At 70.8% G+C, this 23321-nt stretch carries 24 protein-coding genes; 21 read left to right on the forward strand and 3 right to left on the reverse strand.

All coding sequences use genetic code 11. The features are described 5' to 3' along the window. The first annotated feature begins 10 nt into the window (after positions 1 to 10). Complete coding sequence (locus DEI84_RS09065) at positions 11 to 757, forward strand: 4-hydroxy-tetrahydrodipicolinate reductase (RefSeq protein WP_110890561.1); 747 nt, start codon at positions 11 to 13, stop codon at positions 755 to 757. 48 nt (positions 758 to 805) lie between these two features. After that, a complete protein-coding gene (locus DEI84_RS09070; RefSeq protein WP_110890562.1) occupies positions 806 to 1213 on the forward strand; it encodes a tetratricopeptide repeat protein in 408 nt (135 codons plus the stop codon). Between the two features lie 16 nt (positions 1214 to 1229). Here the strand turns inward: DEI84_RS09070 and DEI84_RS09075 are convergent, their stop codons facing one another. Continuing rightward, a complete protein-coding gene (locus tag DEI84_RS09075; protein WP_110890563.1) occupies positions 1230 to 2132 on the reverse strand; it encodes a TIGR01777 family oxidoreductase in 903 nt (300 codons plus the stop codon). Positions 2133 to 2244: 112 nt separating this feature from the next. On the opposite strand from DEI84_RS09075, the gene DEI84_RS09080 reads away from it, so the two are divergent. The 14 genes from DEI84_RS09080 to dapF all read left to right on the forward strand — a co-directional run bounded on the left by DEI84_RS09080 (position 2245) and on the right by dapF (position 17082). After that, on the forward strand, positions 2245 to 3048 hold the full coding sequence (locus DEI84_RS09080; RefSeq protein ID WP_220032700.1) for a thymidylate synthase: 804 nt from the start codon (positions 2245 to 2247) through the stop codon (positions 3046 to 3048). Further along, entirely contained in the window at positions 3048 to 3572 is a 525-nt protein-coding gene (locus DEI84_RS09085; RefSeq protein ID WP_110890564.1) for a dihydrofolate reductase, read from the forward strand. Before DEI84_RS09080 ends, DEI84_RS09085 begins: the two co-directional genes overlap by 1 nt. Before the next feature lie 109 nt (positions 3573 to 3681). Continuing rightward, positions 3682 to 4659 (forward strand): 4-hydroxy-tetrahydrodipicolinate synthase, encoded by a 978-nt coding sequence (gene dapA, locus DEI84_RS09090; RefSeq protein ID WP_110823877.1) that lies wholly within the window; start codon positions 3682 to 3684, stop codon positions 4657 to 4659. 48 nt (positions 4660 to 4707) lie between these two features. After that, positions 4708 to 6384, forward strand: a complete 1677-nt coding sequence (locus DEI84_RS09095) for a ribonuclease J (RefSeq protein WP_110823878.1) — start codon at positions 4708 to 4710, stop codon at positions 6382 to 6384. A gap of 100 nt (positions 6385 to 6484) precedes the next feature. Continuing rightward, positions 6485 to 9436, forward strand: coding sequence for a DNA translocase FtsK (locus DEI84_RS09100; protein ID WP_110890565.1), 2952 nt, complete (start codon positions 6485 to 6487; stop codon positions 9434 to 9436). 4 nt (positions 9437 to 9440) lie between these two features. Continuing rightward, entirely contained in the window at positions 9441 to 10073 is a 633-nt protein-coding gene (gene pgsA, locus DEI84_RS09105; protein WP_110890566.1) for a CDP-diacylglycerol--glycerol-3-phosphate 3-phosphatidyltransferase, read from the forward strand. Then, positions 10070 to 10576 (forward strand): CinA family protein, encoded by a 507-nt coding sequence (locus tag DEI84_RS09110; protein WP_110890567.1) that lies wholly within the window; start codon positions 10070 to 10072, stop codon positions 10574 to 10576. Before pgsA ends, DEI84_RS09110 begins: the two co-directional genes overlap by 4 nt. 154 nt (positions 10577 to 10730) lie before the next feature. Continuing rightward, on the forward strand, positions 10731 to 11039 hold the full coding sequence (locus DEI84_RS09115; protein WP_110823882.1) for a helix-turn-helix domain-containing protein: 309 nt from the start codon (positions 10731 to 10733) through the stop codon (positions 11037 to 11039). Between the two features lie 66 nt (positions 11040 to 11105). Beyond that, complete coding sequence (locus DEI84_RS09120) at positions 11106 to 11330, forward strand: DUF3046 domain-containing protein (RefSeq protein ID WP_110890568.1); 225 nt, start codon at positions 11106 to 11108, stop codon at positions 11328 to 11330. 261 nt (positions 11331 to 11591) lie between these two features. Next, positions 11592 to 12650 (forward strand): recombinase RecA, encoded by a 1059-nt coding sequence (recA, locus tag DEI84_RS09125; RefSeq protein WP_110823884.1) that lies wholly within the window; start codon positions 11592 to 11594, stop codon positions 12648 to 12650. Next, positions 12647 to 13588: a regulatory protein RecX gene (locus tag DEI84_RS09130; protein ID WP_110890569.1), complete on the forward strand. Its 942-nt coding sequence runs from the start codon at positions 12647 to 12649 to the stop codon at positions 13586 to 13588. The genes recA and DEI84_RS09130 overlap by 4 nt, the downstream gene beginning before the upstream one ends. A gap of 62 nt (positions 13589 to 13650) precedes the next feature. Then, a complete protein-coding gene (gene miaB, locus DEI84_RS09135; protein ID WP_110890570.1) occupies positions 13651 to 15144 on the forward strand; it encodes a tRNA (N6-isopentenyl adenosine(37)-C2)-methylthiotransferase MiaB in 1494 nt (497 codons plus the stop codon). Next, positions 15131 to 16195, forward strand: coding sequence for a tRNA (adenosine(37)-N6)-dimethylallyltransferase MiaA (gene miaA / locus DEI84_RS09140; RefSeq protein ID WP_375537650.1), 1065 nt, complete (start codon positions 15131 to 15133; stop codon positions 16193 to 16195). The genes miaB and miaA overlap by 14 nt, the downstream gene beginning before the upstream one ends. Then, positions 16192 to 17082 (forward strand): diaminopimelate epimerase, encoded by an 891-nt coding sequence (dapF, locus tag DEI84_RS09145; RefSeq protein WP_110890571.1) that lies wholly within the window; start codon positions 16192 to 16194, stop codon positions 17080 to 17082. The genes miaA and dapF overlap by 4 nt, the downstream gene beginning before the upstream one ends. A 162-nt stretch (positions 17083 to 17244) precedes the next feature. Here the strand turns inward: dapF and DEI84_RS09150 are convergent, their stop codons facing one another. Next, entirely contained in the window at positions 17245 to 17856 is a 612-nt protein-coding gene (locus tag DEI84_RS09150; RefSeq protein WP_110890572.1) for a class I SAM-dependent methyltransferase, read from the reverse strand. A gap of 61 nt (positions 17857 to 17917) precedes the next feature. Between DEI84_RS09150 and hflX the strand changes: the two genes are divergently transcribed. After that, a complete protein-coding gene (gene hflX, locus DEI84_RS09155) occupies positions 17918 to 19462 on the forward strand; it encodes a GTPase HflX (protein WP_110890609.1) in 1545 nt (514 codons plus the stop codon). 142 nt (positions 19463 to 19604) lie between these two features. Here the strand turns inward: hflX and lexA are convergent, their stop codons facing one another. Continuing rightward, on the reverse strand, positions 19605 to 20249 hold the full coding sequence (gene lexA / locus DEI84_RS09160) for a transcriptional repressor LexA (protein ID WP_110823889.1): 645 nt from the start codon (positions 20247 to 20249) through the stop codon (positions 19605 to 19607). Positions 20250 to 20505: 256 nt separating this feature from the next. Here lexA and DEI84_RS09165 point away from each other — a divergent pair, with 256 nt between their 5' ends. The 4 genes from DEI84_RS09165 (at position 20506) to hisH (ending at position 23301) form a co-directional block, all read left to right on the forward strand. Beyond that, positions 20506 to 20868, forward strand: a complete 363-nt coding sequence (locus tag DEI84_RS09165) for a LysM peptidoglycan-binding domain-containing protein (protein ID WP_110890610.1) — start codon at positions 20506 to 20508, stop codon at positions 20866 to 20868. A gap of 92 nt (positions 20869 to 20960) precedes the next feature. Then, positions 20961 to 22067, forward strand: coding sequence for a histidinol-phosphate transaminase (locus DEI84_RS09170; RefSeq protein WP_110890573.1), 1107 nt, complete (start codon positions 20961 to 20963; stop codon positions 22065 to 22067). After that, positions 22064 to 22666: an imidazoleglycerol-phosphate dehydratase HisB gene (gene hisB / locus DEI84_RS09175; protein ID WP_110890574.1), complete on the forward strand. Its 603-nt coding sequence runs from the start codon at positions 22064 to 22066 to the stop codon at positions 22664 to 22666. The genes DEI84_RS09170 and hisB overlap by 4 nt, the downstream gene beginning before the upstream one ends. Further along, positions 22663 to 23301 carry an imidazole glycerol phosphate synthase subunit HisH gene (gene hisH, locus DEI84_RS09180; RefSeq protein WP_110890575.1) on the forward strand — a complete coding sequence of 213 codons (639 nt, stop codon included), beginning with the start codon at positions 22663 to 22665 and terminating at the stop codon, positions 23299 to 23301. Before hisB ends, hisH begins: the two co-directional genes overlap by 4 nt. Positions 23302 to 23321 lie beyond the last annotated feature (20 nt).

Below are 23321 nucleotides of genomic sequence, written 5' to 3' on the forward strand. Positions count from 1 at the left end.
GGATGGGGACATGGTCACTCCCGTCGCCGTCGTCGGCGCCTCCGGTCGGCTCGGGGGCCTCGTGGCCGCCGTCGTCGAGGAACTGCCCGAGTTCGAGCTCGTCGCGCGGTTGTCCTCGCGGGACAGCGCGCACGACGCCCCCGGCTCGGTGTTCGCGGGTGCGGAGCTCGTCGTCGACGTCACGGTGCCCGCGCTCAGCCCCGCCATCGTCGAGAACGCCCTGGCCAGCGGCGCGAACGTCCTGGTCGGTACCTCGGGGTGGTCGGGGGAGCGACTCGGGAGACTGCGGTCGTCGCTCGTCGACCGGCCCGAGCAGGGCGCCTTCGTCGTGCCGAACTTCTCGATCGGGTCGGTGATCGGCACGCACCTCGCGACGATCGCGGCCCCGTGGTTCCCCTCCGTCGAGATCGTCGAGAGCCACCACGCGGGCAAGATCGACTCGCCGTCCGGGACCGCCGTCCGCACCGCCGAGCTCATCGCCGAGGCCCGGCGCGACGTCGGGCCGGTCGAGGCCCCGCACGTCGACCAGCGTGCGCGCGGGCAGCAGGTCGCGAGCGTGCCGATCCACTCGCTCCGGCTTCCCGGGGTGAAGGCCGTGCAGGACGTGGTGCTGAGCGGTCCCGGCGAGACCCTGACCATCCGCCACGACACCGGGGACGACGCCGCCTACCTGCCGGGCATCCGCGCCGCGCTGCAGGCGGTCGGGTCGATGCGCGGGTTGACGGTCGGCCTCGGCTCCGTGCTCGGCATCGGGTAGGCGACGCTCGTGCGAGGCCTGCGGTCACCGCTCTGGGGCGTCCTGCTCATGACCGTCCTGCTCGTGGTGTACATCGTGCTCGTCGGGCAGCGGGCGGTGGCGTTCATCGCGACCGGCCTCCCGGTCGGCATCGGCATCGGTGTCGCGCTGGTCGTCGTGGCCCTGGTGGGGGCACTGCTCCTCGTGCTGGAACTCCGGTTCGGACTGCGCATCACGCGCCTCGGCGCCCGGCTCGAACGCGACGGCGGCGCACCGTCGGACGTCGTCCCGGTGCGCCCCTCCGGGCGTCCGGACCGGGGCGCCGCCGACGAGCTGTTCCCGCGCTACCGCGCCGCGGTCGAGGCCGCCCCGGACGACTGGCGTGCCTGGTACCGCCTCGGGGTCGTCTACGACGCGGCGGGGGACCGGAAGCGCGCCCGCGCCGCGATGCGGACCGCCCTCGCGAACGCACGCTGACGGTGTGGGGCCCGGGTCAGAACGCCGCGTCGACCGCGTCCTCGGCCCGCGTGTACCGGAACGTGTAGCCCGAGTCGAGCAGCTTCGCCGGGACCATCCGCTGGTTGGACAGGAGCATCTCGTCCGCCGCGTCCCCGAGCAGCCTGCGGAGCGCGAAGGCCGGGACCCGGAACAGGTACGGGCGGTGCAGGTCCTCGGCGACGCGCTTGGTGATGCGGTCGGCCACGGCCGGCTCCGGGCCCGACAGGTTGACCGGACCGGACACGTCGTCGGCGGTCACCAGGTGCACGATCGCGCCGACCTCGTCCTCGAGGGCGATCCACGGCCACCACTGGCCACCGGTGCCGAGACGACCGCCGCCACCCGCCTTCGTCAGCGGGACGAGTGGGGCGAGCGCGCCACCGCCCTGACCGATGACGATGCCGGTGCGCAGCAGCACGACGCGCACGCCGTCGGGCGCGCGGCGGGCCGCTGCCTCCCAGGCGGTGCAGACGTCGGCGAGGAACCCGCTGCCGGACGACGCGTCGTCGTCGAGGACGTCGGCCGGCCGGTCGCCGTAGACCCCCGAGGCGGACCCAGACAGGAAGACGCGGGGCGGTGTCGTGGCGGCACGCATCGCGTCGACCAGGGTCGTCGTGGCGTCGACCCGGGAGGACCGGATCGCGTGTCGGTAGGAGTCCGTCCAGGGCAGCTTGCCGAGGTTCGCGCCGGACAGGTTGACGACGACGTCGGCGCCGTCCAGGACGGCCGGGTCGAGCGGACGCTCCCCGGGCGCCCACCGGAACTCGGTCGGCGTCCGCGGCTCGCGCCGCACCAGCGTCGAGACGTGGTGCCCCGCTTCGCGCAGGGCACGGACGAGTGGCGTGCCGATGAAGCCGGATGCGCCGGCCACCAGGACCGATAGGGGCTGTGACGTCATGCCGCCACGGTACTCACGCACCTGACGACCCGCCGCGGCGCTGCCGGGAGGCCCGACACCCCGCCGGTCGCCCGGCTCGCCTCCACCGCGGTGCACGCTTAGGCTCGACGTCGTGACCGAGATCCCCACGCCGTACGAAGACCTGCTGCGCCGAGTGCTCGAGGAGGGCTCCCCGAAGGGCGACCGGACCGGCACCGGTACTCGCAGCCTGTTCGGTGCGCAGCTGCGCTACGACCTGTCGCAGGGGTTCCCGCTCGTCACCACGAAGCGCGTGCACATGAAGTCGATCGCGTACGAGCTGCTGTGGTTCCTCCGAGGGGACTCGAACGTCGGCTGGCTGCAGGAGCACGGCGTCCGGATCTGGAACGAGTGGGCGGGCGAGGACGGCGACCTCGGGCCGGTGTACGGCGTGCAGTGGCGCTCCTGGCCGACCCCGTCCGGCGAGCACGTCGACCAGATCGCCCAGGTCATCGAGCAGATCCGGTCGAACCCCGATTCGCGTCGCCTCATCGTGTCGGCGTGGAACGTGGCGGACATCCCGAGCATGGCGCTCGCCCCGTGCCACGCGTTCTTCCAGTTCCACGTCAACGACGGCAAGCTCTCGTGCCAGCTGTACCAGCGGAGCGCGGACATGTTCCTCGGCGTCCCGTTCAACATCGCCTCGTACGCCCTGCTGACGCACATGGTCGCGGCACAGACCGGACTCGAGGTCGGCGACTTCATCTGGACGGGTGGCGACTGCCACGTCTACGACAACCACGTCGAGCAGGTGCAGGAGCAGCTGACCCGGACGCCGTACCCGCTGCCGACGCTCGAGCTCGCCCCGCGCGACTCGATCGACGACTACGAGTACGAGGACATCACCGTCGTCGGCTACGAGCACCACCCGGCGATCTCCGGCAAGGTCGCGGTCTGATGCAAAATCCTCAGGTTGTGGTCCCGAGGCCTAATGTCGGTCTGATTTGGGCTAGAACGACCCGCGGGGTTATAGGTCACCGTGGTGATATGCCTTGGCATCTCCCCGAAGATCTGAAGCATTTCAGCGAAGTAACTCGAGGCCGTGTTGTGATCATGGGGCATAGAACTTGGGACTCTCTTCCCGCGCGGTCCCGGCCTCTTCCACAACGGAGAAACATCGTCCTCACCCGGCGAGCCGACTGGGGTGCCAGAGGTGTGGAGGTTCACCATGACCTTCGATCTGCCTTCGACACCGACGAAGAAGTTTGGGTAATAGGTGGGGGGCAGGTTTATTCTGAAGCCCTTCCGTATGCAAGCCGTATTTGCGAAACGCTCATCGACTTGGATGTTCCGGGCGACACCATGGCCCCAGAACTTGGGCGCGAGTGGAAAGAGCAAGAAGAAGAGCTGCGTAGAGGTAGAACGTGGTTGAAGTCGAAGACCGGGCTCCGGTTCCGCTTCACGGAATGGTCTCGCCGCTAAGCGCTGTCATCGACCGCTACGCGCCTGTCGGAGGTGATCCGGGCCTCCCGGCGGGGCACCGTCCGGGCGGACGGACGCCCGGTCCATCGCGCCCGGTACGCTGGACTCCGTGTCCACGCGTGAGAATCCCTTCGGCCAGGTCCTCGTCGCGCTCGTGACCCCGTTCACCGCCGACGGCGAGGTGGACTGGCCGGGCGTCGAGCAGCACATCGACGACTGCATCACGGCGGGTGCCGACGGCATCGTCGTGACCGGCACCACCGGCGAGACGTCGACCCTCACCGACCCGGAGAAGCTCCGGCTGGTCGAGGTCGGCAAGTCCGTCGCCGCGGGTCGCGCGAAGATCATCACCGGCGGTGGCTCGAACGAGACCGCGCACGCCATGCAGCTCTACAAGCAGAGCGAGCGCGCCGGTGCCGACGGGGTCATGATCGTCACGCCGTACTACAACAAGCCGACCCAGGCCGGTGTCCTCACGCACTTCCGGATGATCGCCGACGCGACCGACCTGCCGGTGATCCTGTACGACATCCCGGGCCGCACCGGCATCCCGATCACGTACGACACCATCCTGCGCGCGTCGAAGCACCCGAACATCCTCGCGGTGAAGGACGCCAAGGGCGACTTCGCCGAGGTCTCGCGGGTGCTCAACAACACGGACCTCATGTACTTCTCGGGCGACGACACGAACGTGCTCCCGCACCTGTCGATCGGTGCCACGGGCCTCATCGGTGTCACGGCGAACATCACGAGCACGCCGTACCGCACGATCGTCGACGCCGTGAACCGCGGCGACCTGGCCACCGCGACGGCCGAGCACAAGCGCCTCGAACCCCTCGTCCGCGCGGTCATGACCCACGTGCCCGGCACCGTCGCCGCGAAGTACGTCCTGCACGGGCTCGGCCGCATCGGCAGCCCGCGTGTCCGGCTGCCCCTCGTCGGGCCCGAGGACTCCGAGGCGTACGCCATCGAGACCTCGCTCGAGGCCGTCCGGGACGTCCCCGGCGCCGACTTCTCCAACTTCCGCCCCGACCGCAACGCAGCGGCCGGCGGCGCACTACCGAAGGTGCCAGGCACCACCCGCTAGACGAACACCGCGACGCACGACGTGCGTCGCCCGAATCCGTAGGACCGAATGCCCACACAGATCTCCACACCGCAGCCGCTCGAACCCGGAACGCTCCGAGTCATCCCCGTCGGGGGACTCGGCGAGATCGGTCGCAACATGACCGTCTACGAGTTCGAGGGCAAGATCCTCATCGTCGACGCCGGCGTCCTCTTCCCGGAGGAGCACCAGCCCGGGGTCGACCTGATCCTGCCGGACTTCTCGCCGATCCGGGACCGCCTCGACGACGTCCTCGGTGTCGTGCTCACGCACGGGCACGAGGACCACATCGGCGCCGTCCCGTACCTGCTGAAGCTCCGCGGCGACATCCCGCTCATCGGCTCCACGCTGACCCTCGCACTCGTCGAGGCGAAGCTCAAGGAACACCGGATCAAGCCGTACACGCTCAACGTGGCCGAGGACCAGACCGAGCAGCTCGGTCCGTTCCACCTCGAGTTCGTCGCCGTGAACCACTCGATCCCGGACGCCCTCGCCGTCGCCATCACGACCCCGGCCGGCCGCGTGCTGCACACCGGTGACTTCAAGATGGACCAGCTGCCGCTCGACGACCGGATCACCGACCTCCGTGCGTTCGCGCGTCTCGGCGAGCAGGGCGTCGACCTGTTCCTGCCGGACTCCACGAACGCCGACGTGCCGGGCTTCACCGCCCCGGAGCGCGACATCGGCCCCGTGCTCGAGAACATCATCACGCGCGCCCGCAAGAAGGTCGTCGTCGCGAGCTTCTCGTCCCACGTGCACCGCGTGCAGCAGGTCCTCGACGCCGCCGCAGCCGCGAACCGCAAGGTCGCGTTCATGGGCCGCTCGATGATCCGCAACATGACGATCGCCGCCGAGCTCGGGTACCTGCGGGTGCCGGAGAACGTGCTCATCGACACGAAGAAGGCGAAGAACGTCCCCGACGACCAGATCGTCTACATGTCGACCGGGTCCCAGGGCGAGCCGATGGCCGTCCTCGCGCGCATGGCGAACCTCGAGCACCAGATCGAGATCGGCGAGGGCGACACCGTCATCCTCGCGTCGTCGCTCATCCCGGGCAACGAGAACGCCGTCTACCGCGTGATCGACGGGCTGACCAAGCTCGGCGCGAAGGTCGTGCACAAGGGCAACGCGAAGGTGCACGTCTCCGGGCACGCGTCCGCCGGCGAGCTGCTCTACTGCTACAACATCCTCCGGCCGCGCAACGTCATGCCCGTGCACGGCGAGCACCGTCACCTGTACGCGAACGCCGACCTGGCGATCCAGACCGGCGTCCCGCCGCGCAACGTGGTCCTGGGGGAGGACGGCACGGTCGTCGACCTCAAGGACGGCGTCGTGACCATCGCCGGTCAGCTCGACATCGGGTACGTCTACGTGGACGGGTCCACCGTCGGTGAGATCACCGACGCCGACCTGAAGGACCGCCGCGTGCTGGCCGAGGAGGGCTTCATCTCGGTCTTCTGCGCCGTCGACTTCACCACCGGCCAGTGCGTCATCGGTCCGGAGATCCAGTCCCGCGGATTCGCCGAGGACGACTCCGTCTTCGACGACGTCCGTCCGCAGATCGCGAAGGCCCTGGCGGACGCCGCCGGCAACGGCACGCGCGACCAGCACGCGTTCACGCAGGTCGTCCGGCGCACGGTCGGCCGCTGGGTGAACACGAAGCACCGCCGTCGCCCGATGATCGTGCCGGTCGTCATCGAGGCATAGGGGCTCCGCCCCGCCGCACCGGGAGGCCCGCTGCACGTCCGCTCCGGACGTTGCGGCGGGCCTCCCGTCGTTGTCCCCGGGAACGATTAGGGTTCTGCCCATGGCCGGAGGCACCAAGTCGACCACGCGCTCGCGCGCGTCCTCGTCGTCGACCCGTGGAAGCGGGGCGCGCGGGACGACGCGCACCCAGGCGACGACGAAGAAGCTGCCGCAGGCTGCACCCACGCCGGTGTTCCGTGAGCAGAACCCGCTCGTGACCGCGTGGATGGGCGTGGCGCACGGCGTCGGCGCCGGTTTCCGGCTGCTCGGCAAGGAGTCGCTCGAGAAGGACCAGCGGCGCGACGGGTTCCCGTTCCTGCTGTTCGTCCTCGCGGTCCTCGGCGCCGTGGTGGAGTGGCTCAACCCCACGAACCCGGTGTCGATCGGGCTCGACGCCTACACGTTCGGTGGCCTGTTCGGGCGCCTGGCGTTCGCGCTGCCCGTCATCATGGTCGTGTTCGCCGGCTGGCTGTTCCGACACCCGGCGTCCGTGCACGACAACACCCGGATCGGGATCGGCCTCGGGCTGATGCTCGTGTCGATCGCCTCGCTCTGCCACGTGTTCGGCGGACAGCCGAGTGCCGCGGACGGCATGCCCGCCCTGGCCGCGGCCGGCGGCGTGCTCGGATGGGTCGTCATCGGCTGGCTCGTCGCCGTCGCGACCGCGTGGGTCGCGGTCCCCGTGGCGGTGGTCCTGCTCGCGCTCTCGCTCTTCATCATCACCAAGACCCCGCCGAACAAGCTCGGCCGGCGGCTGCACGAGCTGTACGCGTACCTGTTCGGCGCTCCCGGCCCGGCCGCCGAGGCACCCGTCGCCGAGGACGACACCGCGCCGGCGACGAAGCCGACCCGCAAGCGGAGCCCGAAGGGGCAGTCGCAGGACTTCCCGCTGTTCGAGGACCTCGGGTTCGACGAGGACGGCACCCCCGTCGAGGACGGCGCCGACGGGCACCTGCCGTGGTGGCGCCGCAACAAGTCCGGACGCGAAGAGGACCCGGCGTACGACAGCCCCGTCATCCCGCCGACCGGTGTCGCGCCCGCAGCCGTCCCGGCCCCGGGGGCCGCGGCCGGTCTCCGCGACCTGACGCCCGCCGAGCCGGTCTCGGTCAACCTGAACGACTCGGTCGAGCAGGAGGTCGCCGACGACCTCGACCGCGCGGAGCAGGCACTGCGCGACTTCGGGTCGCCGGCGCCGGCGTCCCCGACGGAGGCGTTCCGTCCGGACCGTGACGTGGCCGCTGCCGTCGCCACCGGCCTCCCGACCGGACCGGCGCCCGTCGCTCCGGCGAGCGTCCCCGTCGTGTCGGCGGAGTCGGACCTCGGCGACGTCGGCGTGGACGACGAGCCCGAGGGTCTGCCGCCGGTCGCGACCGAGGAGGACCCGTCGCACCCGTACCGGCTGCCGGCGGCGACGACACTGAGCCCCGGCACCCCCTCGGTCGCCCGCAGCCAGGCGAACGACGAGATCGTCGCCGCCATCACCGGCGTCCTGACCGAGTTCAAGGTCGACGCGAAGGTCACCGGGTTCTCCCGCGGCCCGACGGTCACGCGGTACGAGATCGAGCTCGGCCCGGGCGTCAAGGTGGAGCGCGTCACGGCCCTGTCGAAGAACCTGTCCTACGCGGTCGCCTCGAACGAGGTCCGCATCCTCTCGCCGATCCCGGGCAAGAGCGCGATCGGCGTCGAGATCCCGAACACCGACCGCGAGATCGTCTCCCTCGGTGACGTCCTCCGGTCGAGCGCGGCCACGAAGTCGAAGCACCCGATGACCATCGGTGTCGGCAAGGACGTCGAGGGCGGCTTCGTCGTGGCGAACCTGGCGAAGATGCCGCACCTGCTCGTCGCGGGCTCCACGGGCTCCGGCAAGTCGGTCTTCATCAACTCGATGATCACGTCGCTGCTCATGCGCGCGAAGCCGTCCGAGGTACGCATGGTCCTCGTCGACCCGAAGCGCGTGGAGCTGTCGATCTACGCCGGCGTCCCGCACCTCATCACCCCCATCATCACGAACCCGAAGAAGGCGGCCGAAGCGCTGCAGTGGGTCGTGAAGGAGATGGACATGCGGTACGACGACCTGGCGTCGTTCGGCTTCCGGCACGTCGACGACTTCAACAAGGCCGTCCAGAACGAGGAGATCGTGCTGCCGGCCGGCAGTGAGCGGAAGCTCAAGCCGTACCCGTACCTGCTCGTCGTCGTGGACGAGCTCGCCGACCTCATGCTCGTCGCCCCGCGCGACGTCGAGGAGTCGATCGTCCGCATCACCCAGCTCGCCCGCGCCGCCGGCATCCACCTGGTGCTCGCGACGCAGCGCCCGTCGGTGGACGTCATCACGGGCCTCATCAAGGCGAACGTGCCGTCGCGCATCGCCTTCGCCGTCACGAGCGTCACGGACTCCCGCGTCATCCTCGACCAGCCCGGCGCCGACAAGCTCATCGGCCAGGGCGACGGCCTGTTCCTGCCCATGGGGTCGTCCAAGGCGGTCCGCGTGCAGGGCGCCTGGGTGCAGGAGACCGAGGTCGCCGAGGTCGTCCAGCACGTCACGCGACAGGCCCAGCCCGAGTACCGGCAGGACGTCGCGGCCGTGGTCGAGCGCAAGGAGATCGACGCCGACATCGGCGACGACCTCGAGCTGCTGTTGGCGGCCGTCGAACAGGTCGTCTCGACGCAGTTCGGTTCGACGTCGATGCTGCAGCGCAAGCTCCGGGTCGGCTTCGCGAAGGCCGGGCGGCTCATGGACCTCATGGAGTCCCGCGACATCGTCGGGCCGTCCGAGGGGTCCAAGGCACGTGACGTCCTCGTGACGGGGGACCAGCTGCCCGCGGTGCTCGCGAAGCTCCGGGGCGAGGAGCCGCCGGCCGCGCCCGCCGCCCCCGCCGCGGCTGGGTCCACGCACCCGGCGGAGGGGTCCGACGACCGGTACGGGGACGACCCGGTGGCCGGCATGACACGTGGGTACGATGAGGTGGACGGCGACACCGACGAGGACGCCTGGGGCCTGACGGGCAGGGAGTGAGACCATGACCGCCTCCGACGGTACGACCAACCGGTTCCCGTGGCGCGGCCGGATCCTGCGGAAGGGTCCCGGCCCCGCATCGACCGCGAACGTCGCGAACATCATCACCGTGGTGCGCATCCTCATGGCGCCGCTGTTCTTCGTGCTGCTCCTGGCGGACGCCGGTGCGGACGGGCCGGTGCGCATCTGGGCCGCCGTGCTCTTCGTCGTGGCGATCGTCACCGACAGCGCCGACGGCATCATCGCGCGGCGCCAGGACCTGGTCACCGACTTCGGGAAGCTCGTCGACCCGATCGCCGACAAGGTCCTCATCGGCGGCGCCCTCGTGGCCCTCTCGATCCTCGGGGAACTGCCCTGGTACGTGACGGTGCTCATCATGGTCCGTGAGATCGGCATCACGGTCTTCCGGTTCGCCGTGCTGTCCGACCGGGTCATCCCGGCCAGCCGCGGCGGCAAGGTCAAGACCGTGCTGCAGGCCGTCGCGCTCACCCTCGCGCTGTTCCCGTGGTGGCACCTGGTCGGCGACCTCGCGCACTGGGTGAACGGCGTCTTCATGACGGCCGCCTTCGTGGCGACCGTGGCGAGCGGTGTCGACTACCTGGTGCAGGCGTGGAAGCACAACCGGACCCCGGCGTGACCGACGCCGACTCCGGCGGTCACGCAGCGCCACTCGTGGCGGCCCTGACCGCACGCGGCGAGACCGTGGCGGTCGCGGAGTCGTTGACCGGCGGACTCGTCGTGTCGGAGCTGGTCGGCGTCCCCGGGGCGTCGGCCGTCGTGCGCGGCGGTGTCGTCGCCTACGCCACGCCCGTGAAGGCGACCGTGCTCGGTGTCGATGCCGACCTGCTCGCCGAGCACGGCGCCGTGGACCCCGAGGTGGCCCGCCAGATGGCCGCGGGTGTCCGGATCGCGCTGGCCGTGGACGGCGTCCCCGCGACCTGGGGGATCAGCACGACCGGCGTCGCCGGACCGGATCCGCAGGACGGCAAACCGGTCGGCACCGTGTTCATCGGGATCGCGAGCGCCGAGCGCGCCGCAGCGGTCGAACTCCACCTGGACGGGGACCGCGGGGCAATCCGCGCGGCGGTCGTCTCCGAACTCCTGGCACGTCTGCGATCCAGACTCCAGGGCGTGGAATAGCGGGCGTGACCGTCAGGTTACATCTCACGCAATCTCCAGCAGGACGGCAGCCGCACTGGCTACCATGCTGCAACCGGCAACCTCAGGGTCGCCGGACCCGAGCTCGGTCATCCGGATCGAGCGGGCGCGGAGATGACAGGAAGGAGGAGTTCTCATGGTTCTCGTTCGTCAGGAAATCGGCGACGTGCTGCGGGACTTCCGCTTGCAGAAGGGCCGGACCCTCCGTCAGGTCGCGTCCAAGGCCAGTGTTGCCCTCGGGTACCTCAGCGAAGTGGAGCGCGGTCAGAAAGAGGCCAGCTCCGAGATCCTCGCTTCTGTGGCGGACGCCCTCGACACCCCGATCTCGACGATCATGCGCGAGGTGGGCGACCGCCTCGCAGTGGTCGAGGGACTCACGCGTGTCCCGGACACGCTCCCGGACGAGCTCGTCGCCGAGTTCGACAACGACCTCGCGGTGCGCTGACCCGTACCGCTCGAACGCCCCCGTCGGTCCGCCGACGGGGGCGTTCCCCGTTGTTACGCTGGTCCGATGCGGGTGAGTGAGTTCTGGCGAGCCGTCGACCAGGTGTTCGGGGACGCGTACGGAGCGGTCGTGTCCCGGGACGTCGTGCTCGAACAGCTCGGAGGCCGGTCAGCCGCCGATGCCCTCGCAGCGGGCATCGACGCGCGTGCCGTGTGGGACGCCCTCTGCGACTCGCAGGACGTCCCGCTCGAGCGTCGGCACGGCAAGGGACTGCAGGAGCCGCGCGACTGAGTCCGCGGAGGATGGGAACGTGTGTTCGGCGTGTCGCTCGAACACGTGTTCGGTCGGTGCTACGTTCCTCCACAGCGACGTCGACCGGGTGTCCCATCCACGACCTCCGCTCCTGACGGCAGGGATGTCGGTGGGCGGCCGTAGGTTCGAGGACATCGGAACACGTCCGAAGCCTTGTCGCAGAACGAGTGGCCTTGCACCATCGGCCGGTCCGGACGCGACAGCCTACAGGCGGCCGTCATCAGCACGAAGGAGCACCCCATGCCATCACCAGTAGACCGCGAGAAGGCCCTCGAGACCGCACTCGCCCAGATCGACCGTCAGTTCGGCAAGGGTGCCGTGATGCGCCTCGGGACGGATGAGCGTGCCCCGGTGGCCGTCATCCCCACCGGTTCCGTCGCGCTGGACGTCGCGCTCGGGATCGGTGGGCTCCCGCGCGGACGCATAATCGAGATCTACGGGCCGGAGTCCTCCGGCAAGACCACGCTGACGATCCACGCCATCGCGAACGCGCAGCGCAACGGCGGCATCGCGGCGTTCATCGACGCCGAGCACGCGCTCGACCCGGAGTACGCCAAGAAGCTCGGGGTCGACATCGACGCGTTGCTCGTCTCGCAGCCGGACACCGCCGAGCAGGCGCTCGAGATCGCGGACATGCTCGTCCGGTCGGGTTCCATCGACCTCATCGTCATCGACTCCGTCGCGGCACTCGTGCCCCGCGCGGAGATCGAGGGTGAAATGGGTGACTCGCACGTCGGTCTGCAGGCCCGCCTCATGTCGCAGGCACTCCGCAAGCTCGCCGGTGGGCTGAACCAGACGCAGACCACGATGATCTTCATCAACCAGCTGCGCGAGAAGATCGGTGTGTTCTTCGGATCGCCCGAGACGACCTCCGGCGGTAAGGCGCTCAAGTTCTACGCGTCGGTCCGCCTCGACATCCGTCGCATCGAGACGCTGAAGAGCGGGACGGACGCCGTCGGCAACCGCACCCGCGTCAAGGTCGTCAAGAACAAGATGGCGCCGCCCTTCAAGCAGGCCGAGTTCGACATCCTGTACGGGGTGGGCATCTCGCGCGAGGGTTCGCTGCTGGACTTCGGCGTCGACCACGGGATCGTGAAGAAGTCCGGTGCTTGGTACACCTACGACGGCGACCAGCTCGGGCAGGGCAAGGAGAACTCGCGCTCCTTCCTCATCCAGAACCCCGAGATCGCCGCTGAGATCGAGGGCAAGATCCTCGCCAAGCTCGGCGTCGGCGGTGCGAAGGAAGCGGCGCCGGTCGACTCGATCGCGCCGAAGCTCGCGGAGCGCAAGGGCGCGTGACCGACCACGACGGCGAGGACCTCGCGCCGGTCACCGACCTGTTCGGTGCGAGGTCCCGCCGGCGCTCCGGCGGTGCCCGGCCCGGTGCCGGCGACGCTGGTGGCGCGGGTGTGGCTCCAGCGGACGCCCCCAGCCGGGCGGATGTCGGCAGCGATGATCCGGGTGCCGGTGCCGGTGCCGGTGCCGGTTCCGGACGGGAGCGTGTGCCTGCGGCTCCGCCGTCCGACGCCGACGCCCCGGTGCCGCTGCCCGTCCGCGGTGCGCAGGCGGCTTGGCTGTCCCCGGTCGTCGGCGACGGCTCGGGCCGGAGTGCTCGCGCTGAGCAGGACGGGTACGGCGACGAGGAAGCCGACGCGCAGACAGCGTCGGTCTTCTCGATCACCGGCGATGAGTTGGACCCGGCGGACGCCCCGCGGCCGCTCGACGAGCAGCGCGCCGACGCCGAGCGCATCAGCATGCGCGCGCTCAGCCGCCGCGGCGTGAGCACGTCCGAGCTCCGGGCGATGCTCAGCAAGCAGGACGCGTTCGACTCCGACGTGATCGAGCAGGAGATCGAACGGCTCACCCGCGTCGGGCTGCTCGACGACGTCGCCCTGGCCACCGACCTGGTGGACCGGATGCACTCGCGCAAGGGCCTGGGCCGGCAGGCGATCGTGGCGGACCTCCGTCGCCGCGGCATCGACCAGGCCGCGATCGACGCAGCACTCGATGCGGCCGCGGACGACGAGGACGACGAGTTCATCCGGGCGATCGAGCTCGCCACGAAGCGTGCGGGCCAGATGCGTGGTCTCGACCGTGCGACGGCCGAGCGGCGGCTGTCCGGGTTCCTCATGCGCAAGGGCTACAACGGCGGTGTCGTGCGGATCGCGGTCGAGCGTGCGCTCGACGGACCGCGGCGTCCGCCGACCGGAGGCCGCGGCACCGTCCGGTTCGAGTAGAGCGGCTCCGGTCCGGATCCGGCCGCTTTCCGGGGTGCGCCCGGTTCTACACTGGGACGATCATGGAGACCGTCGCCGCGCGCCCGCGTACCTACGAAGTGCGCACCTACGGGTGCCAGATGAACGTGCACGACTCCGAGCGGCTCAGCGGGTCGCTCCGAGCCGCCGGGTACGTCGCCGCGGAGGACGCGCAGGCCGACGTCGTCGTCATCAACACCTGCGCCGTGCGCGAGAACGCGGACAAGCGCCTGTACGGCAACCTCGGCCGGCTCGCGGCCGTCAAGCGCGAGCGCCCCGGCATGCAGATCGCCGTCGGCGGCTGCCTGGCGCAGAAGGACAAGGACGTCATCCTCGAGAAGGCGCCGTGGGTGGACGTCGTGTTCGGCACGCACAACATGGGCTCCCTGCCGACCCTGCTCGAGCGGGCCCGGCACAACGACGAGGCACAGCTCGAGATCCTCGAGTCCCTCGACGTCTTCCCCTCGACACTGCCGACGAAGCGGGAGTCCACCTCGAGCGGCTGGGTGTCGATCTCCGTCGGCTGCAACAACACGTGCACGTTCTGCATCGTGCCGTCCCTCCGCGGCAAGGAGCGGGACCGCCGGCCGGGCGACGTGCTCGCCGAGATCCAGGCCCTCGTCGACGACGGTGCGATCGAGGTCACGCTGCTCGGGCAGAACGTCAACTCCTACGGCGTCGAGTTCGGCGACCGTCAGGCGTTCGGCAAGCTCCTCCGCGCCACCGGGCAGATCGACGGCCTGGAACGCGTGCGCTTCACCAGTCCGCACCCCGCAGCGTTCACCGACGACGTCATCAGCGCGATGGCGGAGACGCCGAACGTCATGCCGCAGCTGCACATGCCGCTGCAGTCCGGCTCGGACCGGGTGCTCAAGGCCATGCGGCGCAGCTACCGGAGCGAACGCTTCCTCGGCATCCTCGACCGGGTGCGCACCGCGATCCCGCACGCTGCGATCTCGACCGACATCATCGTCGGCTTCCCGGGCGAGACGGACGAGGACTTCGCGGACACCATGCGCGTCGTCGAGCAGGCTCGGTTCGCCACGGCCTTCACGTTCCAGTACTCGATCCGCCCCGGTACCCCGGCTGCGACGATGGACGGTCAACTGCCGAAGGAGGTCGTGCAGGAGCGGTACGAGCGACTCATCGCCCTGCAGGAGCGGATCACCGCAGAGGAGAACGGCGCACAGCTCGGGCGCACCGTCGAGGTCCTCGTGGCCTCGGGGGAGGGCAAGAAGGACGACAGCACGCACCGCCTCTCCGGCCGCGCCGAGGACTCCCGCCTCGTGCACTTCGCGGTGCCGGCCGGGCCCGACGTGCCACGACCCGGCGACGTCGTCTCCGTCGTGGTGACCAGGGCCGCGCCGCACTTCCTCATCGCGGATTCGGACGCCCCCCTCCGCATCCGTCGCACCCGAGCGGGCGACGCGTGGGACCGCGCGCAGGCCGAGTCGTGCGGCGTCCCCACCCCTGCCGTCCCCGGTGCCGGACCACGTCCGGTGTCGCTCGGTCTTCCCACGCTCCGTGTCGGACGCTGACGGACGCTCGGCGGACCCCGGGTCCCGCTCCGGTGCGGCGATCGACGGACCTGCCGGGCCGGGCGTCGGTGCGGGGGCCGGGAGCGACCAGGGCGCACCTCTCGACCTGGTCGCCGGCGCGGACGTCGTCGCGGTGGTCGGGGCGACCGGCACGGGCAAGTCCGAGCTCGCCCTGGCCCTCGCCGAACGGCACCGTGCGCATGGACGACGGGCGGAGATCGTCAACGCCGATGCCATGCAGCTCTACCGCGGCATGGACATCGGCACCGCGAAGGTCCCGGAGTCCGGACGTCGCGGCATCCCGCACCACCAGCTCGACGTGCTCGACGTCACGGACGAGGCGAGCGTCGCGGCGTACCAGCGCGACGCCCGCGCGGTGATCGAGGAGATCACGGCGGACGGCGATGTCGCCGTGCTCGTCGGCGGCAGCGGCCTCTACGTGTCCGCCGTGCTGTTCGACCTCGACTTCCCGGGGACCGATCCCGTGCTCCGCGAGCAGCTCGAGCGGGAGCACCGGGAGCTCGGGCCGACCGTCCTGCTCGACCGACTGCGAGCGTTCGACCCGGCCGCGGCGGCCGTGATCGACGCCCGCAACCCGCGGCGGTTGATCCGGGCCGTCGAGATCGCGAGCCGGTCGGACCGCGTCACCCCGAGCCTCCCGTCCGCGCCGCGCCCGTGGCGACCGGCGCACGTCCTGCACCTGCGGCGCGACCGCGAGCAGCTCGTGGCGGGCCTCCGCACCCGGGCCGAGCGCATGTTCGCCACCGGGCTCGTGGACGAGGTCGCGACCCTGCGGGACCGGGGACTCGAACAGGGTCGCACGGCGCGTGCCGCCATCGGGTACGCGCAGGCACTCCAGGTCCTCCGCGGGGAGGCGACGGTCGACCAGGCCGTGGAGGCGACGAGCATCGCCACGCGCAAGTACGCGCGACGACAGGTCTCCTGGTTCAAGCGGTACGCCGACGCCGGGACGACCCGGGTGAGCGCGGTGGACGTCACCGGCGCCGGGGCCGCGGAGCTGTCGGGACTGGCCCGTAGGATCGTCCCGTGACCGAGCTGCACTTCACCAAGGGCCACGGGACCGGCAACGACTTCGTCCTGTTCGCCGACCCCGACGCGACGGTCGACCTGACCCCGGACCGGATCCGTGCGATCGCGGACCGGCGGTTCGGCGTCGGCGCCGACGGCGTCATCCGGGCGGTGCGGTCCGACGCGATCCCCGAGGGCCGAGCGGTCCTCGCCGAGGACCCGGACGCCACCTGGTTCATGGACTACCACAACGCCGACGGCTCGGTGGCCGAGATGTGTGGCAACGGGATCCGCGTCTTCGCCCGGTACCTGACCGAGGCGGGACTCGTCGACCTCGCCCCGGGACAGACCCTGACCGTGGGCAGCCGGAAGGGCGTCGTCGACATCCAACGGTCGTCGACGGGCTTCGCTGCCGACCTCGGCCGGTGGCGTCTCGGCATCGACGGTGGCGGGTCGGACGACGTCCTCGTCCGCGCGAAGGAGCTCGACCGCGCACGGCCCGGCCTCGGCATCGACGTGGGCAACCCGCACGTCGTCGTGGCGGTCGCCAGCGAGGAGGAGCTCGCCGGCATCGACCTGACCTACGTGCCGGTGCTCGACCCGGCTCCCGCTTCGGGCGCGAACGTCGAGTTCGTGCTCCCCGGCGACCCACTCGTCACGGACGGTGTCGGCGAGATCACGATGCGCGTGCACGAGCGTGGGAGTGGCGAGACGCTGTCGTGCGGGACGGGTGCGATCGCCGCGGCCCTCGCGACCCGGTACTGGGCGGGCTCGGCAGCGCCCGACACCTGGCGCGTCCGCGTTCCGGGCGGCGTGCTCACCGTGCGCATGTTCGCCGCGGAGGACGGCGAGCACGTCTCGCTCGCCGGTCCGGCGGAACTCGTCTTCTCGGGGGACCTCACGGTCTGAGGCGGCCCGAGCCCGTCTGGGTCCGTCCGAGCTGGTCTGGGTCCGTCCGAGCTGGGTCTGGGTCCGTCCGAGCTGATCCGGGCCCGCCCGAGCTGGGCCGGGCCCGCCCGAGCTGGGCCGGGCCCGCCCGAGCGGGGCCGGGCAGGCCTCAGCCAGCACCGGTCACGCCGTCCGGTGCACCCGGATGACGCGGAAGCCCTTGTCGGTCGTCGCCCGCGTGACGGCGAAGCCCTCCGCCAGCGTCTGCTGCAACCAGCGCTGCAGTGAGTCCCCGCCGAGGTCCTTCGACACCACGAGCCAGGCGTCCCCGCCGACGGCGAGCCGGGGGATCCACGTGCGGAGGATGTCGTGCAGTTCGTCCTTGCCGACCCGGATCGGCGGGTTCGACCAGATCGTCCGGAACGTGGCGTCGGACGGGATGTCGGCGGGCAGACCCACCGTCACGTTGTCCGCTCCGGCAGTGGCGGCGTTGGTGCGCGCCAGGTCGAGGACGCGCTCGTTGACGTCGACGCCCCACACGTGGGCGTCGGGGGACTGCAGCGCCATGGTGATCGCCAGCGGACCCCACCCGCATCCGACGTCGAGCAGGTCCCCGGTGGGCGCGGGCGCGGGGACGGTGCGCAGCAGCACGCTCGTGCCGCGGTCGATGCCGTCCGGGCTGAAGACGCCGGCGGCGGTGGTGAGGTCGAGCGTCCGACCGGCGAGCGTCACGCGGATCTGGCGCGGCCGCGCCGGGCTCTCCGGAGTGGCAGAGAAGTAGTGGTCGTTCGCCATGGAAGAACCGTACCGGGAACCCCGTGTGTCCAGAGGGCTCCGGAGGTACCCTGTGGACAGCATGACGGAATCCCATCAGCAGGACGAACAGACCATCCACGACGACAGCGCAGACGGTGTCGTCGAGCGGGTGCTGCGCAACGCCGACCGGCGCGCAGCATCCTCCATCTTCGCGCCGGCGCAGGCGATCCAGACCCGCTCGGTGGACGAGCAGGGCTGGGACGGCGACGGCGAACAGTACGACCGTGAGGACCGTGCGGCGCTGCGCCGCGTCGGCGGCCTCTCCACCGAGCTCGAGGACGTCACCGAGGTCGAGTACCGGCAGCTCCGGCTCGAGCGGGTCGTCCTCATCGGCGTGTACGCGCAGGGCGACGCCTCCGACGCCGAGAACTCCCTCCGCGAACTGTCGGCCCTCGCCGAGACCGCCGGTGCCGTGGTGCTCGACGGCCTCCTGCAGCGCCGACCGAACCCGGACCCGGCGACGTACCTCGGCAAGGGCAAGGCCCAGGAACTCGCGATGGTGGTCAAGGCCACCGGTGCCGACACGGTCATCGCCGACACCGAACTCGCACCCTCGCAGCGGCGCGCGCTCGAGGACGTCGTGAAGGTCAAGGTGATCGACCGGACGGCCGTGATCCTGGACATCTTCAGTCAGCACGCCACCACCCGCGAGGGCAAGGCGCAGGTCGAGCTCGCACAGCTCGAGTACCTGCTGCCGCGTCTGCGCGGTTGGGGTGAATCGATGTCCCGACAGGCCGGTGGTCAGGTCTCCGGCGGTGCAGGTATGGGCTCCCGTGGTCCCGGTGAGACGAAGATCGAGCTCGACCGACGCCGCATCCACACCCGGATGGCGAAGTTGCGCCGTCAGATCGCGTCCTTCACACCCGCCCGCGAGGCCAAGCGCGCCGACCGCGACCGCAACGACGTCCCGAGCGTCGCGATCGCCGGGTACACGAACGCCGGCAAGTCCTCGCTGCTCAACCGACTGACGAGCGCAGGCGTCCTGGTGCAGAACCAGCTGTTCGCCACCCTCGACTCGACGGTCCGGCGCACGGAGACGTCGAAGGGTCGCGAGTTCACCTTCACGGACACCGTGGGCTTCGTCCGGAACCTCCCGCACCAGTTGGTCGAGGCGTTCCGTTCGACGCTCGAGGAGGTCGGGAACGCGGATGTCATCGTGCACGTCGTGGACGGCTCCCACCCGGACCCGGCGGCGCAGCTCGCGACCGTCCGCGACGTGATCGGCGACGTCGGCGCGCGCGACATCCCGGAGGTCGTCGTGTTCAACAAGGCCGACCTGATCGACGACACCCAGCGCATGGCCCTCGTGGCGCTCGCGCCGGACGCCGTCTTCGTGTCGGCGCGGACCGGTGCCGGCATCCCGGACCTGCTCGCGGCGATCGAGGCTCGCCTGCCGGAGCCCGACGTCGAACTGACCGTCGTCCTGCCGTTCTCCCGCGGCGACCTGGTCTCGCAGCTGCACGACGCCGGCGCGGTCGAGTCCCTCGACTACGTGGCGGAGGGGACGCGCCTCCGGGTGCGGGTCTTCCAGCGGGAGGTCGCCGAACTCGACCCGTACGTGGTCGCGTCGGTCGCGTCCGTCTGACGCTGGTCCGCCGGACGGGAGGCGCGGTGCACGCTCGCACCGTGCCTCCCGTCCGGCGTCCCCCGGGACCGGGACGAGGGCGGCTGCCCGCACCGCCTTCGCGATGCGTGCGGCCGCCCTCGTCGTGTGTCGGGGAGTGGTGTCAGAGGGAGCGGAGGACCGCGACGACCTTGCCGAGGACCGTCGCGGCGTCGCCGAGGATCGGCTCGAACGCGGAGTTGCGGGGCAGCAGCCACGTGTGCCCGTCGCGCTGACGGAAGACCTTGACGGTCGCTTCCTCGTCGAGCATGGCGGCGACGACGTCACCGTTCTCGGCGGTCTGCTGTGCACGGACGACCACCCAGTCGCCGTCGCAGATCGCGGCGTCGATCATCGACTCGCCCACGACCTTGAGCATGAAGAGGTCGCCCGTCCCGACCAGCTGACGGGGGAGCGGGATGATCTCGTCGACGTGCTGCTCCGCGGTGATCGGGACACCGGCCGCGATGCGCCCGACCAGCGGCACGAGGGTGGTGGCGTCCACGTCCGGCCCGTCGGTGCCGGGCGCCGGCTCGTCGACGAGGACCTCGAGCGCGCGCGGGCGGTTCGGGTCACGACGGATCCACCCGCCGAGCTCGAGCTGTCCGAGCTGGTGCGAGACGCTCGAGAGTGACGAGAGGCCGGCGGCGTCGCCGATCTCGCGCATGCTCGGCGGGTAGCCCCGGCTGGCGATCGACGCACGGATGGCGTCGAGGATCGACTGCTGCTTCGCGGTCAGCGGTTTCTGTCCGCGCAGTTCGTCCGTCACGTCTCGCCCTTCGTCGCGGTGGATCGGTGTCCGCGGGAATGTCGGTGGTCGCCGCGAGACTCGTTCCAGTCGCTCGAAACAGTATCCGGTCGACACACCCGGGCCAAACACCTGTTCGAGCGTGTCGCAGGAAATCCCCCCACAGATCCCTCCGCGGGACTTGTGCATCCACCCGATCGAACGTATGTTCGGTACACGGCTTCGGTCGGCCCATCTGGACCGGTCGGACTCCGACGGCAAGCAGGAAGGCAACGACATGAGCACCAACGCCATCGCGGACACGCAGCACACCGCAGCACCCGCAGTGCGGACGCGTCTCCGTCTCACCCGTCGCGGGCGGGTCGTCTTCACGACCCTCGCCGCCCTTCCCGTGCTGTTCTGCGTCGGGATCGCGATGCTCAACGGCGGTCAGGCATCTGCCGGTGACCGGGCGGCCGACGTGCACTTCGACACGGTCACGGTCCAGCCGGGCGAGACCCTGTGGCAGCTGGCCGAGCAGACCGCGCCCGACTCCGACCCGCGCGACTTCGTCCAGGACGTCGTGAGCCTCAACGCACTCGACGGCTCGGGTGTGCAGGCCGGCCAGGAGATCGCCATCCCGGCCCAGTACGGCAACTGACCGTCCGACCGTCGGGTGTCCGACGCGATCACCGATCGCGCACCGTCCGGACGGGCAGCGAGCCCCGAGGTGGCGCGGCCTACGATGGATCGGTGGCAATCACGCTCGAAGACCTCCCCATCCGCGACGACCTGCGCGGGCAGAGCCCCTACGGCGCCCCGCAGAAGCACGTCCGCGTGCAGCTCAACGTCAACGAGAACACGCATCCCGTGCCGGAGGACGTCGCGGAGGACATCGTCGCCTCGGTCCGCCGAGCGCTGACGACCGTGAACCGCTACCCGGACCGCGAGTTCACCGAGCTGCGGGAGTCACTCGCCGGGTACCTCGGGCACGGACTCGGACCGGAGTCGATCTGGGCGGCGAACGGCTCGAACGAGGTCATCCAACAGCTCCTCCAGGCCTTCGGTGGACCGGGGCGGAGCGTGCTCGGGTTCCCGCCCACCTACTCGATGCACTCGATCATCGCGTCGGGGACCGGCACCGCGTGGATCCCCGCCGAGCGTGACGATGCGTTCCGGATCTCGCCGGAGACGGCCGTGGCCGCGGTCACCGCCCACCGGCCGGACCTCGTCTTCCTCTGCGGGCCGAACAACCCGACCGGGACGCCGCTCGACCTCGCCACGATCGAGGCCGTCTACGACGCGACCGACGGCATCGTGATGGTCGACGAGGCGTACGCCGAGTTCATGCCCGTCGGGCAGCCGACCGCGCTCACCCTCCTGCCCGGTCGGGAGCGCCTGGTCGTGTCCCGCACCATGAGCAAGGCCTTCGCCTTCGCCGGTGCCCGGGTCGGCTACCTCGCCGCGGACCCCGCCGTCATCGACGCGCTCCGCCTCGTGCGCCTGCCGTACCACCTGTCCGCCTTGACCCAGGCCGCGGCCGTCGCCGCCCTCCGGCACGCCCCGGAGATGCTGCGCATGGTCGACGACATCCGCGGGCAGCGCGACCGCATGGTGACGGAACTGCGCGCGATGGGGTACCAGCCGCACGAGACGTGGTCGAACTTCGTGCTGTTCGGCGGGGTCGCCGACCCGCGTGCAGCGTTCGAGTCGCTGCTCGAGCGCGACGTGATCGTGCGCGACCTCGGCATCCCGAACCACCTCCGCGTGAGCGCCGGGACGGCGGAGGAGACGACCGCTTTCCTCGACGCCATGCGCGCGGTCGCCGCCGAGCAGCCGCCCGTTAGGGTTGCAGCATGACCGCGCGCACCGCCGAGATCACCCGCTCGACGAGCGAGTCGACCGTGTCCCTGTCGCTCGACCTCGACGGCACCGGAAAGTCCGAGATCGCGACGAGCGTGCCGTTCTTCGACCACATGCTGACGGCGTTCAGCAAGCACTCCCTGATCGACCTGCGCGTGCAGAGCTTCGGTGACACGGACATCGACGTGCACCACACGGTCGAGGACACCGGCATCGTGCTGGGGCAGGCGCTCCGGCAGGCGCTCGGCGACCGCGCGGGCATCGGCCGCTACGGCGACGCCCTCGTCCCGCTCGACGAAGCCCTGGCGCAGGCGGTCGTCGACGTGTCCGGTCGTCCGTACCTCGTCCACACCGGAGAGCCCGCCGGCTTCGAGTTCCACCGGATCGGCGGACACTTCACCGGGTCCATGGTCCGGCACGTGTTCGAGGCGATCACGATGAACGCCGGCATCACCGTCCACGTCCGCGTCCTCGACGGGCGCGACCCCCACCACATCGCGGAGGCCGAGTTCAAGGCCTTCGCCCGCGCGATGCGCCGCGCCGTCGAACTCGACCCGCGCGTCGACGGCATCCCGTCCACGAAGGGCACGCTGTGAGCACCACCCGGCCGAACGTCGTCGTCCTGGACTACGGCTCCGGCAACGTCCACTCCGCCGCGAAGGCCCTCGAACGTGCGGGCGCCGACGTGACGCTGTCGAGCGACAAGCGGGCAGCGCTCGAGGCGGACGGGCTCCTGGTCCCCGGCGTCGGCGCGTTCGCCGCGGTCGTCGACCAGCTCGAGGGGGTGCGCGGCGGCGAGATCGTCGACCACCGCCTGGCCGGTGGGCGGCCCGTGCTCGGTATCTGCGTCGGCATGCAGGTCCTGTTCGAGCGCGGCGTCGAGCGCGGTGCCGACGTCGAGGGCCTCGGGCAGTGGCCCGGCGTCGTCGAACCGATCGGGGCCGAGGTCCTACCGCACATGGGCTGGAACACGGTCGAGGCCCCCGAGGACTCCGTGCTGTTCGACGGCCTCCGCGACGAGCGCTTCTACTTCGTGCACTCCTACGGCGTCACCGACTTCCCGCTCGAGGCGTACGGGCCGTTCCGTGCGCCGAAGCTCACCTGGGCCGAGCACGGGGAACGGTTCATCGCCGCGGTCGAGAACGGCCCGCTGAGCGCCACGCAGTTCCACCCGGAGAAGTCCGGCGAGCCGGGCATCCGCCTCCTCCGCAACTGGGTCTCGTCACTGTGACCCCCGATCCCGACGGGACC

Origin of the sequence: Curtobacterium sp. MCBD17_023, assembly GCF_003224415.1 — a bacterium.
Classification (GTDB): domain Bacteria; phylum Actinomycetota; class Actinomycetes; order Actinomycetales; family Microbacteriaceae; genus Curtobacterium.